General features: G+C 69.7%; 14 protein-coding genes and 1 pseudogene. 8 read left to right on the forward strand and 7 right to left on the reverse strand.

Going from position 1 to position 14,321, the window contains the following annotated elements; genetic code table 11:
- Positions 1-2: 2 nt before the first annotated feature.
- Entirely contained in the window at positions 3-836 is an 834-nt protein-coding gene (locus HWX08_RS26725; RefSeq protein WP_069257921.1) for an OmpW/AlkL family protein, read from the forward strand.
- A 192-nt stretch (positions 837-1,028) separates the two neighbouring features.
- Here HWX08_RS26725 and HWX08_RS26730 read toward each other — a convergent pair.
- The 3 genes and pseudogenes from HWX08_RS26730 to HWX08_RS26740 form a co-directional block, all read right to left on the reverse strand.
- Positions 1,029-1,229, reverse strand: a pseudogene (locus HWX08_RS26730) (LysR family transcriptional regulator); the annotation flags it as partial.
- Between the two features lie 252 nt (positions 1,230-1,481).
- Positions 1,482-2,123, reverse strand: coding sequence for a LysE family translocator (locus HWX08_RS26735; RefSeq protein ID WP_069255509.1), 642 nt, complete (start codon positions 2,121-2,123; stop codon positions 1,482-1,484).
- 76 nt (positions 2,124-2,199) lie between these two features.
- On the reverse strand, positions 2,200-3,144 hold the full coding sequence (locus HWX08_RS26740) for an NAD(P)-dependent oxidoreductase (RefSeq protein WP_279610524.1): 945 nt from the start codon (positions 3,142-3,144) through the stop codon (positions 2,200-2,202).
- A gap of 21 nt (positions 3,145-3,165) precedes the next feature.
- Between HWX08_RS26740 and HWX08_RS26745 the strand changes: the two genes are divergently transcribed.
- The gene (locus tag HWX08_RS26745) at positions 3,166-3,945 is read left to right on the forward strand and encodes a Mut7-C RNAse domain-containing protein (protein WP_174922518.1); all 780 of its coding nucleotides are present in this window, start codon (positions 3,166-3,168) and stop codon (positions 3,943-3,945) included.
- Between the two features lie 82 nt (positions 3,946-4,027).
- Here HWX08_RS26745 and HWX08_RS26750 read toward each other — a convergent pair whose 3' ends face one another.
- Positions 4,028-4,264: a hypothetical protein gene (locus HWX08_RS26750; RefSeq protein WP_069255506.1), complete on the reverse strand. Its 237-nt coding sequence runs from the start codon at positions 4,262-4,264 to the stop codon at positions 4,028-4,030.
- Positions 4,265-4,623: 359 nt separating this feature from the next.
- On the opposite strand from HWX08_RS26750, the gene HWX08_RS26755 reads away from it, so the two are divergent.
- Genes HWX08_RS26755 through HWX08_RS26770 form a run of 4 tightly spaced genes read left to right on the forward strand, consistent with a single transcriptional unit; the run spans position 4,624 to position 8,881 of the window.
- Positions 4,624-5,829, forward strand: coding sequence for an efflux RND transporter periplasmic adaptor subunit (locus HWX08_RS26755; RefSeq protein ID WP_174922517.1), 1,206 nt, complete (start codon positions 4,624-4,626; stop codon positions 5,827-5,829).
- Positions 5,830-5,836: 7 nt separating this feature from the next.
- Positions 5,837-6,535: an ABC transporter ATP-binding protein gene (locus tag HWX08_RS26760; protein WP_011350637.1), complete on the forward strand. Its 699-nt coding sequence runs from the start codon at positions 5,837-5,839 to the stop codon at positions 6,533-6,535.
- A 21-nt stretch (positions 6,536-6,556) separates the two neighbouring features.
- Positions 6,557-7,711 (forward strand): ABC transporter permease, encoded by a 1,155-nt coding sequence (locus HWX08_RS26765; RefSeq protein ID WP_174922516.1) that lies wholly within the window; start codon positions 6,557-6,559, stop codon positions 7,709-7,711.
- Between the two features lie 3 nt (positions 7,712-7,714).
- Positions 7,715-8,881 (forward strand): ABC transporter permease, encoded by a 1,167-nt coding sequence (locus tag HWX08_RS26770; RefSeq protein ID WP_174922515.1) that lies wholly within the window; start codon positions 7,715-7,717, stop codon positions 8,879-8,881.
- A gap of 16 nt (positions 8,882-8,897) precedes the next feature.
- On the opposite strand, the gene HWX08_RS26775 is transcribed toward HWX08_RS26770, so the two are convergent.
- From HWX08_RS26775 to HWX08_RS26785, 3 genes are all read right to left on the reverse strand, one after another.
- Positions 8,898-10,229: a carotenoid oxygenase family protein gene (locus HWX08_RS26775; RefSeq protein WP_174922514.1), complete on the reverse strand. Its 1,332-nt coding sequence runs from the start codon at positions 10,227-10,229 to the stop codon at positions 8,898-8,900.
- Positions 10,230-10,246: 17 nt separating this feature from the next.
- Positions 10,247-10,873, reverse strand: coding sequence for a DUF2239 family protein (locus tag HWX08_RS26780; protein ID WP_174922513.1), 627 nt, complete (start codon positions 10,871-10,873; stop codon positions 10,247-10,249).
- Positions 10,874-11,003: 130 nt separating this feature from the next.
- On the reverse strand, positions 11,004-11,735 hold the full coding sequence (locus HWX08_RS26785; RefSeq protein WP_174922512.1) for a glutathione S-transferase family protein: 732 nt from the start codon (positions 11,733-11,735) through the stop codon (positions 11,004-11,006).
- A 40-nt stretch (positions 11,736-11,775) separates the two neighbouring features.
- On the opposite strand from HWX08_RS26785, the gene HWX08_RS26790 reads away from it, so the two are divergent.
- Together HWX08_RS26790 and HWX08_RS26795 are read left to right on the forward strand one after the other, a co-directional pair.
- The gene (locus HWX08_RS26790; protein WP_174922511.1) at positions 11,776-12,750 is read left to right on the forward strand and encodes a LysR substrate-binding domain-containing protein; all 975 of its coding nucleotides are present in this window, start codon (positions 11,776-11,778) and stop codon (positions 12,748-12,750) included.
- 213 nt (positions 12,751-12,963) lie between these two features.
- Positions 12,964-14,304 carry an MFS transporter gene (locus tag HWX08_RS26795; RefSeq protein ID WP_174922510.1) on the forward strand — a complete coding sequence of 447 codons (1,341 nt, stop codon included), beginning with the start codon at positions 12,964-12,966 and terminating at the stop codon, positions 14,302-14,304.
- The last annotated feature ends 17 nt before the right edge of the window (positions 14,305-14,321 follow it).

The raw sequence follows: 14,321 nt of genomic DNA on the forward strand, positions 1-14,321 counted from the left end.
TGATCAAGAAAACCCTTCTCTGCGCGGCAGCCGGCGCCGCCGTCGCGGTGCCGTTCGCGGCGCACGCGCAGAGCGCCGGCAGCAACGTCGTCACGCTGGGCTGGTTCCACATCATGCCGCAGCAGAGCAGCACGCCGATGACGACCAACGTCGCGCCGACGCCGATCAACACGCCGCTGCGGCTGCCGCCGTCGTTCACGTCGCCGGGCACCGGGCTGCACACCAGCGGCGCGGATACGGTCGGCCTGACGGTCAGTCACTTCCTGACCGACCACATCGCGGTCACGTCGGTGGCCGGCGTGCCGCCGGTGTTCAAGGTGTCCGGCCAGGGCACGATCAAGCCGCCCGGCCCGGCCGGCGCGCTGGGCACGCAGAACATCGCGCTCGCGTCGGTCAACCCGATCGTGAAGAGCGTGCGGCAGTGGAGCCCGGCGATGATCCTGCAGTACTACTTCGGGCAGGCAAACGCGAAGTTCCGGCCGTTCCTCGGCCTCGGCGTGTCGTACAACTGGTTCAGCGACCTGCAGCTCAACACGAACTTCATCAAGCAGACGCAGGACAACCTCGGCGCGGTGCTCGCGGCGGGCGCGGGCAAGCCGGGTACGACGTCGGTGGAGGCGAAGGCGTCGTCGTCGTGGCAGCCGGTGTTCAACGCGGGCCTGCAGTACAACATGACGGAACACTTCGGGCTGGTCGCGTCGGTCACCTACATCCCGCTGAAGACGACGTCGACGGTGACGATCAAGGCGGCCGACGGCACGGTGCTCTCGGAGTCGAAATCGGACCTGAAGGCGGACCCGATCATCAGCTACGTCGGGATGACGTACAAGTTCTGAGCGCGGCGAGCGCCGGCGAATGGAACGCTGCGACACAATCGCAGGCAAAAAAAAGCCCGCCTAAGAGGCGGGCTGAATCCATATCAGAGGAGACATGGAGGAGACAGGTACAACTATAGCGAATCGATTTCTGCATTGCAACATTTCCGTAGAGAAAATAAGGATTTTCCCTCGAATGTCGCCTCTAGATCGCTAGTCCGAACCCGACCCCTTCAGGATCTCCCGCTCGAGCACCGCGCCGAGCGCATCGCGCAGCAGCGCGACGGGCCGCACCAGCCGGCCCGGCAGCGCGCCGTGCACGATCCACACGTTGATCCGCGTCTCCAGCCCCACCGTTTCCACCACCCTCAGCGCATCGCGATGCGCGCTGCGCGCCAGCGCGCTCGGCGCGGCGCTGGCGGGCAGCGCGTGGGCCTCGGGCGGGTGGAGCGCGGTGTGCGGCGTCGGCTTCGCGTTCGCCGGCGCGGCTGCCGTATTCGGGTTGCGCGTTGCGTAACGCCAGCTCGCGGCCGGGCACCGGGCCGGCGCGGCGACATCGACGGGCCCGAGCACGTAACGTCCGCGCCGCGAAGCAGCCGCCCAAAGCCGAACGCCCCGCCCTCTGGCGAGGGACGGGGCGTTCGATACGCGGGATTCAGCGTGAAATCAGTGACGGACCAGCGCCATCATCGCGCCGAAGCCGACGAACAGCCCGCCCGTCAGCCGGTTGAAGATCTTCGCGACGCTCTGGCTCTTCAGCGTCGCGCCGATGCGCGTGCCGAACGACGCGTAGACGAGATACCAGCTCACCTCGATCACCGCGAACGTGACCACGAGGACGCCGAACTGCGGCAGCGTCGGCTCGGCCGCGTTGATGAACTGCGGCAGCAGCGCGGCCGCGAACAGGATCGCCTTCGGGTTGCTGCCCGCGACCAGGAAACCGTTGCGGAACAGCGTCCCGCGAGACGCCGGCGCGGCCTGGCGCGACACGGTGTCGACGTCGGCGGCGGGCTGCTCGTCGTCGACGCGCGCGCGCCACGCCTTCACGCCGAGGTAGATCAGGTAGGCCGCGCCCGCGAAGCGCAGCGTGTTGAACATCGCCGGCCACGCCTCGAGCACCGCGCCGAGGCCCGCCGCGGACACCGACAGCATCAGCACCAGCGCGGTGAGGCAGCCGGCCATCGTCCACATGGAGCGGCGCAGCCCGTGCCGTGCGCCGTGCGTCATCACGAGCAGCATGTTCGGGCCCGGAATCGCCGACACGACGAACACCGTCGCCACGAAAAGCCACCACGTATGCAAGTTCATGACCGCCTCTGCCTCGATGAAAGGAAAAACGAAACGTCGATTATGCCGATGCGCCGGACTTCTGTCGCGCGCCGGATCAGCGGCCCGCGCGGCGCAGCGCGACTTCGCCGAGCACCGCGAAATCCTGGTCGCCGCCGCCGTGCGCGAGCGCGTCGAGCAGGTTGTCGCGCACGACGCTCGCCACCGGCAGCGGCACCGACACGGCGTCGCCGGCTTCCAGCGCGAGGCGCACGTCCTTCAGCCCGAGGCGCGCCTTGAAGCGCGCGGGCTCGTAGCGCCGCTCGGCAATCATGCCGCCGTAGCCTTCGTAGACGGGGCCCGGAAACACGCTGCCGGTGATCACGTCGAGGAAGTCGCGCATCGCGACGCCGTGCGCGCCGAGCAGCGCGGACGCTTCGCCGAGCGTCTCGATCGCCGACGCGAGCGTGAAGTTCGCGGCGATCTTCGCGACGTTCGCGTGCTGCGGCAGCGAACCGAACCGCCAGGTCTTCTGGCCGATCGCGTCGAACAGCGGCTGCACGCGGTCGATCGCCTCGGCCGGTCCGCCGGCCATGATCGTCAGCCGCGCGGCGGCCGCGACGTCGGGCCGGCCCATCACCGGCGCGGCGACGTAATGGATGCCGCGCGACGCATGCGCGTGCGCGAGCGATTCGGCCAGCGCGACCGACACCGTCGCCATGTTCACGTGAATCAGGCCGCGCGGCGCCTGCGCGAGCAGCGCGTCGTCGAAGATCGCGCGCGCCGCAGCGTCGTCGGCCAGCATCGAGAACACCGCGTCGCCGCGAAACGCGTCGGCCGGCGTATCGACGATCTGCGCGCCGAGCGCGGCGAGCGGCTCGGCGCGCTCGCGCGACCGGTTCCAGACCCGCACCGTGTGTCCGGCTTTCAGCAGGTTCGTCGCGATTGCCTGCCCCATTTCACCCAGCCCGATAAACCCGAGATCCATTTCCCGCTCCTTCGCTCCGTGAAGCGGGGAGTTAAACACAGATGCGACGCGTCTGCAGGCCGCGCGGCCGGCCATGCGCGGTGCGATACTGCGCGCATGGCGACCGCGACCTTCCGCTTCCACGGCGAACTGAACGCCTTTCTGCCGCGCGCGCAGCGCGACCGCGCGTTCGGGCACGCGTGTGCGCGCGACGCGACGCTGAAGCACGCGATCGAGGCGCTCGGCGTCCCGCACACGGAAATCGGCCGGCTCTGCGTGAACGACGCGCCGTCCGCGCTCGACCGGCCGCTCGCCGACGGCGACCGCGTCGAAGCCTTTCCCGAGCGCGCGCAACCGGCGGCGAGCGGCGCCGCGATGCCGCCGCCGGCGCACTGGCGCTTCGTCGCCGACGCGCATCTCGGCGGCCTCGCGCAACTGCTGCGTCTCACCGGCTTCGACACCTGCTACGACAACCACTACCGCGACGACGAACTCGCGGCGCTTGCCGCCCGGGAGGGCAGGATCGTGCTGACCCGCGACCGCGAGCTGCTCAAGCGGCGCGCGGTTGAGCGCGGCTGCTACCTGCATACGCTGCAGCCGGCCGACCAGTTGCGCGAACTGTTCGAGAGGCTCGATCTCGCGCCGCACATGCGGCCGTTCCGGCTGTGCCTGCGCTGCAATGCGCCGCTGCATCCGCTCGACGCGGCGGCGGCCGCGCCGCGCGTGCCGGCCGGCGTCCGGCAGCGGCACCGGCGCTTCGCCGCGTGCGACGTGTGCCGGCGCGTGTTCTGGGAAGGTTCGCACTGGCGGCGCATGCGCACGGTGGTCGACGCGATGCGCATGCCGCCGCCCGTGCGGCTGGACAAACCGGGCGAATCCGGCGAATCCGGCGCCTGAAAAAACAAAACCCCGCATGCCGGAGCATGCGGGGTCGGCCGACCGATGACCGGCAACGCCGGCCGTGGCGGCGAACCGCTTCTTAGTTCTGCGTGCCTGCGTCGTTCGTGCCGGCGGCCGATGCGGCTGCAGCCTTCGCCTGGCCCTTCTTCGAACCGTGGTGCTTCAGCTGGTGCTTCGGCTTGCTGTGATCCTTCTTCATCGGTGCGGAAGCGGGTGCCATCGCGCCCGCCGGAGCCGATGCCGTCTCCTGTGCGAATGCCGAAACCGATGCGAGTGCGAATGCTGCGGTCATGATCGAAGCGAGCGTCTTCTTCATTGTTCTTCCTTTAGCGGAGAAAAAATCCAACGTACCGGTAGTCAAAGATGCGAGGCATTCGCATCGGAGCCCCAGGCCGCGCGGCCGGCTTTCGCCGTTCCGCCGCGATAAAACCTGACGCACTGGTTCCATAACGCACCGCGTTCGCGGCAAGTTGACACGTTGCTTGCATCCTCGGGTTTCCCCGGGGGCGGGCGCGCCGGCCTGCGCCGGCAGGCCGGACTGGCCACCGCCGCACGGCCCCGCAAACCGGCTCGCGCGCCGTCGGGGCCACGCTTATACTGGCGTCCATCCGTCCCTTTCCCCGGAAACCGGATCGCGGCCGGTCGCCAGACCGCCGCCGTCTCGAGGCGCTCAAATTGCCCGATCACAATCTGGACAAACTGAAAATCGACCGGCGTCCGATCGCACCGGTGCCCCGCCGGCGCCGGTGGGTCCGCTATGCGGCCGCCGCCGCGTTCGTCGTCGTCGCGATCGTCGCCGGCCTCGCGCTCACCGGCCGGCCGACCGTCGAGACCACCTCCGTCACGTCCGCCTACCCGTACCAGAACGACACGCAGCTCAATGCGACCGGCTACGTCGTGCCGCAGCGCAAGGCCGCGGTCGCGTCGAAGGGTCAGGGGCGCGTCGAATGGCTCGGCGTACTGGAAGGCACGCGCGTGAAGAAGGACGACATCATCGCGCGCCTCGAAAGCCGCGACGTCGAGGCGTCGCTGGCGCAGGCGCTCGCGCAGGTGAAGGTCGCCCGCGCGAACCTGGGCGTCCAGCAGGCCGAGCTGAAGGACGCCGAGATCGCGTTGCGCCGCACCTCGGTGCTCGCGCCCAAGGGCGCCGTGCCGGCCGCGCAGCTCGACACCGACACGGCCCGCGTGAACAAGGCGCGCGCGTCGGTCAACAGCGACCAGGCCGCGATCGCGTCCGCCGAGGCCAACGCGCTGGCCGCGCAGGTCGCGGTCGACCAGACGGTGATCCGCGCGCCGTTCGACGGCATCGTGCTCGCGAAGCACGCGAACGTCGGCGACAACATCACGCCGTTCTCGTCCGCGTCGGACAGCAAGGGCGCGGTCGTGACGATCGCCGACATGGACACGCTCGAGGTCGAGGCCGACGTCGCCGAATCGAATATCGCGAAGATCCGCGCCGAGCAGCCGTGCGAGATCCAGCTCGACGCGCTGCCCGACATGCGCTTCGCGGGCCGCGTGTCGCGCATCGTGCCGACCGTCGACCGCTCGAAGGCCACCGTGCTCGTGAAGGTGCGCTTCGTCGAGCGCGACGAGCGCGTGCTGCCCGACATGAGCGCGAAGATCGCGTTCCTGTCGAAACCGGTGACGCCGCAGGACCGCCAGCCGGTGACGGCCGTGCAGGCGAGCGCGGTGGTCGAGCGCGACGGCCGGCCGGTCGTGTTCGTCGTGAAGGACGACACCGTGCGCGCGGTGGCCGTCACGCGCGGGATGCGGATCGGCGAACTCGTCTCGATCCGCGGCGTGCAGGCCGGCGACACGGTCGTGCTCGCGCCCGGCGCGAAGCTGAAGGACGGTGCGAAAGTGACCGTCGCGAAGAAGTAGCGCACGCGTGAACGACGCCCCGCCGCCCCTCGTCGAGATCAGCCACGTCGCGAAGTCGTACCGGCGCGGCAACCAGATCGTGCCCGTGCTGACCGACATCACGCTCGACATCGGCGAAGGCGACTTCGTCGCGCTGATGGGGCCGTCGGGCTCCGGCAAGAGCACGCTGCTGAATCTCGTGGCCGGCATCGACCGGCCCGACAGCGGCGAGCTGCGCGTGGGCGGCCTCGACATCTCGCTGCTCGCGGAGGCGCAACTGGCCGAATGGCGCGCGGCGAACGTCGGCTTCATCTTCCAGTTCTACAACCTGATGCCGGTGCTCACCGCGTTCGAGAACGTCGAGCTGCCGCTGATGCTCACGCACCTGTCGCGCCGCGAGCGGCGCGAGCGCGTCGAACTCGTGCTCGACATGGTGAACCTCGGCGACCGGACGAGCCATTATCCGTCCGAGCTGTCGGGCGGCCAGCAGCAGCGCGTCGCGATCGCGCGCGCGCTGATCACCGATCCGGTGCTGATCGTCGCCGACGAGCCGACCGGCGACCTCGACCGCGCGTCGGCCACCGACGTGCTCGCGATGCTGCAGCGGATGAACGCCGAACTCGGCAAGACGATCATCATGGTGACCCACGACGCGCACGCGGCCGGCGCCGCGCGCTCGCTCGTGCATCTGGAAAAAGGGGAGCTGATCGATGGGCACGCCGGCTGACCGGCGGCGGGAGCGCGCGCGATGTACGTGCTGAAGCTGATCGCGCGCAACGCGCTGCGGCACCAGCTGCGCACGCTGCTGACCGTGCTCGGGCTGACCATCGCCGTGCTCGCGTTCGGGCTGCTGCACACCGTGGTCGACGCGTGGTACGCGGGCGCGGCCGCCGCTTCGAGCGGGCGACTCGTCACGCGCAACGCAATCTCGCTCGTGTTTCCGCTGCCCGTGAGCTACGAGAACCGGATTCGCGGCGTCGACGGCGTGACGGCCGTGGTCCGCTCGAACTGGTTCGGCGGCATCTACCGCGACCCGAAGAACTTCTTCGCGAGCTTCGCGGTGTCGGACAACTATCTCGACCTGTATCCGGAATTCATCCTCCCCGCGCAGCAGCGCGCCGACTACGACCGCGACCGCCGCGGCTGCCTCGTCGGCCGCCAACTCGCGACACAGTTCGGCTTCAAGGTCGGCGACGTGATTCCGCTCAAGGGCACGATCTACCCCGGCACGTGGGATTTCGTCGTACGCGGGATTCTCGACGGCCGCGACGATTCGACGATCACGCGCCAACTGGTGTTCCACTGGGACTACCTGAACGAGACGGTGCGAAAGCGCACGCCGAAGCAGGCCGACCAGGTCGGCGTATTCGTGCTCGGCGTCGCGAACCCCGACGACGGCCCGTCGATCGCGCGCCACGTCGACGCGGTGTTCAAGAACTCGCTTGCCGAGACGCTGACCGAGACCGAACAGGCGTTCCAGCTCGGCTTCGTCGCGATGTCGAACCAGATCATCGCGGCGATCCGCGTCGTGTCTTACGTCGTGATCCTGATCATCATGGCCGTGATGGCCAACGCGATGGCGATGAGCGCGCGCGAACGCACGGCCGAATACGCGACGCTGAAGGCGCTCGGCTTCGGCCCCGGCTTCCTCGCGCTGATCGTGTTCGGCGAATCGGTCGTGATCGCGGTGGCCGGCGGCGGGCTCGGGATCCTCGCGACACCGCCCGCCGCGAGCCTGTTCAAGCAGGCGGCCGGCGGCATCTTCCCGGTGTTCAAGGTGTCGAGCGAGACGATCGCGCTCCAGGCCGCGTGCTCGGTCGCGGTCGGCTTCGCGGCGGCGATCGTGCCGGCATGGCAGGCGGCGCGCGTGCGCGTCGTCGAAGGGCTGAGGGCGATCGGCTAGGCCATGGCGATTCCGCTCAACTACATCGCGCGCAACCTGTGGACCCGCCGGCTCACCACCGCGCTGACCGCCGGCGGGATGGCGCTCGTGATCTTCGTGTTCGCGACGGTGCAGATGCTCGACGCGGGGCTCACGAAGACGCTCGTGTCGACCGGCGAACCCGACAACGCGGTGGTGATCCGCAAGGGCGCCGAAACCGAGATCCAGAGTTCGATCGACCATCAGCAGGCCAACGCGCTCGAGATGCACCCGGCCGTCGCGCTCGGCGCCGACGGCCGGCCGCTCGTGTCGAAGGAAGCGGTCGTGCTGATTTCGCTCGTGAAGACGTCGACCGGCAAACCGTCGAACGTCGTGATCCGCGGCGTGTCGCCGGCCGGGCTCGCGCTGCGCCCGCACGTGAAGCTCGTCGCCGGGCGCCCGTTCGCGCCGGGCTCGTCGGAGATCGTCGTCGGCAGCGCGATCGCGAAAGGCTTCAGCGGCACGCAGCTCGGCGACAGCCTGCATTTCGCGCAGCGCGACTGGACCGTCGTCGGCGTCTTCGACGCGGGCGGCAGCGGCTTCGATTCGGAAATCTGGGGCGACGTCGACCAGTTGATGCAGTCGTTCCGGCGCACCAGCTATTCGTCGATGGTGCTGCGCATCCCGAGCGCCGACGGCTTCGCGCGCTTCAAGGCCGACATCGACGTCGACCCGCGGCTGACCGACGAGGCGAAACGCGAACAGACCTTCTACGGCGACCAGTCGAAGGCGCTGTCGACGTTCATCAACATCCTCGGCATCACGCTGTCGACGATCTTCTCGATCGCCGCGATGATCGGCGCGATGATCACGATGTATGCGTCGGTCGCGAACCGCGTGGCCGAGATCGGCACGCTGCGCGCGCTCGGCTTCAAGCGCACGAACGTGCTCGCCGCGTTCCTGCTGGAAGCGCTGCTGCTCGGCTTCGTCGGCGGCGTCGCGGGGCTCGCGTGCGCGTCGCTGATGCAGTTCGCGTCGTTCTCGACCACCAACTTCCAGACCTTCGCGGACCTGTCGTTCCGCTTCGTGCTGACACCCGCGATCGTCGTGAAGACGCTGCTGTTCTCGCTGGTGATGGGGCTCGTCGGCGGGTTCCTGCCGGCGATGCGCGCCGCGCGGCTGAAGATCGTCGACGCGCTGCGCGCGCAGTGACGCGCCACCGCGCCGCTCACTGCTCGCGCGGCACCCATGCACCGTGGAAGCCGGCCGGCACGCGGCGCGGCAGGTGCACGGTCGCGACCGGCCCCGCGTCGATCGCGCGCGCATCGAGGATCACGACGTCGCTCGTATCCGTCGCCGCGCGGTACACCAGCACCAGCAGCCAGCCGTCGTCCTCGTCGGTGCCGCCCGGGCGCGGCACGAACACCGGCTCGCTGTTCTGGTCGCCGGCCGGCACCGCGTAGCGCGTCGTCGTGCCGCTCGCCTGGTCGAAGCGCATCACGCCGCGCATTTCCGCGGGGTTCGGCTGCTCGACCGCATACAGGTAGCGATAGCGGCGCCCCGTGCGGCTTTCGTTGATGCGCGGCAGCTCGATGCCGCCGTCGGCGAGCGGCCCTTCGTCGATCAGCCCGTTCGCCGTGTCGATCACGTAGCGCCACAGCTCGCCGACCGGGTTGTCGGCGAAGCGGCCCGTGCGCGGATCGAGCCGAAGGAACGACGGATAGCGCACCGCATCGAGCACGATGCACGACGCGTCGCAGTCGTACGCGTTCACGACGTGCATGATGAAACACGGCTCGACCTCGAACCAGCGCACCGCGCCGCCGTGACGCGCGATCACGCCGATGCGCGCGGGCCGGTCGTCGTGCCAGCGCAGCGGCATCCGGTGGCCCTGCTTGAGCAGCGAGAAGTCGTAGCCGACGTTCAGGTCGAGCAGCAGGCTGCGGGTTTCGGTGATCGCGAGGTCGTGCATCATCGACGGCGCGCGCAGGTCGATCTCGATGTCGACACGCTGCACGCCCTGCGCGTCGGCGACGCCGTAGCGCAGCCACGGCGCGCGCCAGTCCGCGCGGAATGCGATCAGCTCGCCGGTTACCGGGTCGACCTTCGGATGCGCGGTCATCCCGCCGCCAAGGCCCGTGTGCCGCGCCGGCACGCCGAGCGAATCGAGCGCGGCCGTGATCGCGAACGGCGCGCAGCCCTCCGACAGCGCGAGCAATTCACCCGCGTGCCGCAACACGCTCACGTTCGGATTGGTGTCGGGCAGTTGCGGCGCCTCGTGCGGCGCATGCACGGCGGCCCAGCGCTGCGTGCGCGCCCAGCGGTTCCGGTAGCCGGTCGCCCGCCCGCCTTCGAACGCGATCGCGTGCAGCATCGCGGCTTCCGGCCACCACGACAGCATGTCGTTGCCTGCGAAGCGGCCGCCCGGCGGATTCGGGCCGTTGCGCAGCAACGTGCCCGCGAGTTCGGGCGGAACGGTGCCGGTCACGCGCAGGTCGACGAGGTCGACTTCGTCGGCGACCGGCGCGGTCGCGCCGCGGTTCAGGTCGAATACGGTCATCGCGTTCGCTCCGCGTCTCAGCAGTCTTCGGCGGACGGCGGCAGGTCGCCGCGCGCGAGCGCGAGCGCATGGTCGCGCACGTCGTCCGGCCAGCCGGCGACGAGCTCGGCGAGCCGCGCCGGATCGTTCGCATACAGCGCGCGCGCGGCTTCCTCGAAGCCGGGCAGGTCGCCCGCTATCGCCGACATGAAGTGGTAGGCGCGGGTTTGCGCGTCGCGGAGACGATCGGCCGCCGCATGCGTGCGCCGCGCGTCCTCGACGAGCTTGCGCAGCGCGACCGACGCACCGCCCGGCTGCGCGGCCAGCCATTCCCAGTGACGCGGCAGCAGCGTGACCTCGCGCGACACGACGCCGAGCTTCGGCCGGCCGCGGCCGCGCTGTTCGCCCGCGCCGGCCGGCTCGCCGGCGGCCGCCAACGCGTCGCCCGACGGCGGCGCGTAGCGCGCGCGGATGTCGTCCGCCGTGCCGCGCAGGTCGAGGTCGATCGAGCGCCCCGTCGCATCGTCGAAGATCAGGATCGTGGCGGACATCGCATCGCCGGCAGCCTGCCGGACCGCGAGCGCGACCGTCGCGAGCGGGCCCGACGCGAGCCGCCGGTGGCCGTCGAAGGCCGTGTAGGAAGGAACAAGCGTGGAAGTCGTCATGGGAGTCGCCCGCGGGCAGGAATCGGAATGACGCCATTTTTACCCGGGTGTAAATTGGATGTCAATATCACCCGGGTAAAATTTAACGGCAGACTCCGCTTGCTCGGGCGACCCCGATGCCGGTCAGTGGTCAGATCGCACGGGCCGGAACCGCGAGGACGCGCGTGCTGGCCAGCGCGTCGTCAAGCGACACATGCCCTTCGAAGGCCGACGAGGCCGGCAGCGACAGGTTTTCCTCGATCGCATGCGCGAACTGCACGCCGGCGTCGTCGGCGAGCCGCGCACGCAACGCGGCGATGCGCGGGAACGCATCGCGCTCGAACACCGCGTGATAGTCGGCCCAGCGCGCGATCCCGGCGAAGTACGCATCGGCCAGCGTGCGCCGCGCGCCCAAGAGCCACGGGCCTTCGCCGCGCTCGAGCAGCGCTTCCAGTTGCCGGTGCGCCTTCAGCACCTTGCCGCGGCCGTACGCCTGCAGCGCCGCTTTCTCGGCGCCTTCGGTGTCGTGCTCGTACACGTACCAGAGCGCGCCGAACGCGCTGAAGAACGTCGTGTTCAGCCACGCCAGCATTCGGTTCAGCCGGTCGAAATCCGCGCTGCCCTGGCGGAACGCCAGGCCGCCGTCGAGCGCCTGCGCGCCGATGTGGCCGAGGATCGCGACGCTTTCGGTCAGCACGTCGCCGTTCGCGGTGACGAACGCCGGCGTCTCGGCGACGGGGTTCAGCGCGAGAAAGGCGTCGCTCGTCACGGCGCCCGGCATCGTGATGCGCGACAGCCGGTATGGGCGGCCGGCCCATTCGAGCGCGACGATCGAGCCGAACGAGCAGCCGGCGGGAACGCCGTAGAGAAGGATCGGAGACATCGGGAAATTCCGAGAAAGTTGAACGAGCGATCATGCTCCCATGACGAACGATGGCGCAGTAGCCGCTAAAATCGAAACCCGTCGTTTCTTCATGTGGACGCTGAAAGTGAATCTGAACGACCTTTACCTGTTCGTGCAGGCGGTCGACGCCGGCAGCATGTCGGCCGCCGCGCGCCGCCTCGACCTGCCGAAATCGACGGTCAGCAAGCGCGTGGCCGAGCTCGAGCGCACGCTCGGCGCGCGGCTCGTGCATCGCACGTCGCGCAGCTTCCGGCTCACGCCGGTCGGCGCCGAATTCTTCGAGCATGCGCGGGCGGCCGTGATCGAAGCGGAAAGCGCGCGCGATGCGGTGCTGCGGCAGGCCGCCGAGCCGGCCGGCGTCGTGCGGATCACGAGTTCGGTGCCGGTCGCCCAGCACATCCTCGCGCCGTGCCTGCCGGCGCTTGCGATCGCGCATCCGAAGCTGCTGCTGCAGATTCATGCGAGCGACCGCCTCGTCGACATCGCGCAGGAAGGCTTCGACATCGCCGTGCGCAGCCATTTCGCACCGCTGCCCGACTCCGCGCTCGTGCAACGGCCGCTCGCGGCATCGCCGATCGTCGCCGTGGCGTCGCCGGCCTATCTCGCGCGGGCGGGCGTGCCGGACGAGCCCGCCGATCTCGCCCGGCACGACGGACTCCACCCGGGCCCGCAAGCGTGGCGGCTGCAGCGCGGCGGCGACACCGTCGACGTGACGCCGCGCCTGCGCCTGCAGGCCGACGAATCGACGTTGCTGCTGCAGGCCGCGACGGCCGGGCTCGGCATCGCGTGCCTGCCCGACTGGATCGCCGGCGCGGCGCTCGCGTCCGGCGCACTCGTGCGCGTGCTGCCCTGCTGGCGCGCCGGCACCGTCACGACGACGCTGCTGATGCCGCACCGGCGCGGTCAGTTGCCCGGCGTGCGCGCCGCCGTCGAGTTTCTCGCGCAGCACGTGGCGCGGCATCACGGCGCGAGCGCTAACGACGCGCGCGCCTGACCGGTTCGCGCCCGATCGATCGATTCAAATGCTGAATCGATCAAGTCAGCAATTGGCATGAAAGCGCAAATTTCGACATGACAGAATGGCCCGGGCGCCCTGCCTGCATCGGCGCCCGGGGCCGGCCCGAACCGGCGGCACCCACACACATCACGCGCGCATCGACGCGCCTGCCGCACGGCGGCACCTTCCGCCCTTCGGAGGAGACAAGTCATGAATCCGCTTCACGCGCTGCCGGCGTCCGCGTCGGCAACGGCCCGGCGCACCCGCGTGCGCTGGCTCGTGCTGGCCGTCCTGTTCGCGGTCACGACGATCAACTACGCGGATCGCGCGGCGATCGCGATCGCCGGCCCGAGCCTCGCCCGCGCAATGCACCTGAGCCACGTGCAGATCGGCTTCATCTTCTCCGCGTTCGGCTGGTCGTACGTGCTCGCGCAACTGCCGGGCGGCTGGCTGCTCGACCGCTACGGTTCGCGCATCGTCTACGCGTTCAGCATCTTCTTCTGGTCGCTCTTCACGCTGCTGCAGGGTTCGATCGGCTTCTTCGGCGGCGCGGCCGCGTTCGCGCTGCTGTTCGGGCTGCGCTTCCTGGTCGGCGCGGCCGAGGCGCCGTCGTTCCCGGCCAACAGCCGGATCGTGTCCGCGTGGTTCCCGGCCGCCGAGCGCGGCACCGCGTCGGCGATCTTCAACGCCGCGCAGTACGCGGCGACCGTCGTGTTCGCGCCGCTGATGGGCTGGCTCGTGCACGCGTTCGGCTGGCAGTCGGTGTTCGCGGTGATGGGCGTGCTCGGCTTCGCGTTCGTCCTCGTGTGGAACCGCACGATATACGACCCGAAGGATCATCCGAACATCAATCGCGCGGAGCTCGACTACCTCGCCGAAGGCGGCGCGCTCGTCAACATCGACCAGGCGACCGGCGAACGCGCCGGCGGCCCGTCGCTGCGCCACGTGAAGGCGCTGCTGCGCAACCGGATGCTGGTGGGCGTGTACGTCGCACAATACTGCATCAACGCGCTCACCTATTTCTTCATCACGTGGTTTCCCGTCTATCTCGTGCAGGCGCGCGGGATGTCGATCCTCAACGCGGGGCTCGTCGCGTCGATCCCGGCCGTGTGCGGGTTCCTCGGCGGGATACTCGGCGGCGTCGTGTCCGACGGGCTGCTCAAGCAGGGCCGCTCGCTGTCGGTCGCGCGCAAGGTGCCGATCGTGGTCGGCATGCTGCTGTCGATGTCGATGATCGTCTGCAACTACACCGATTCGCACGTGCTCGTCGTGCTGTTCATGGCGCTGTCGTTCTTCGGCAAGGGACTCGGCGCGCTCGGCTGGGCCGTCAACGCCGACACCGCGCCGCGCCAGATTGCGGGCCTGAGCGGTGCGCTGCTCAACACGTGCGGCAACCTCTCCAGCATCACGACGCCGATCGCGATCGGCTACATCGTCGAGCGCAGCGGCTCGTTCAACGGCGCGCTCGTCTACGTCGTCGCGCACGCGCTCGTCGCCGTGATCTGCTACCTGTTCGTCGTCGGCGAGATCCGCCGCGTCGAGCTTCAATGAGCGGCGCGGGCCGCGCC

It is taken from the genome of Burkholderia metallica, assembly GCF_902832845.1.
In the GTDB taxonomy this organism is placed as follows: Bacteria; Pseudomonadota; Gammaproteobacteria; order Burkholderiales; family Burkholderiaceae; genus Burkholderia; species Burkholderia metallica.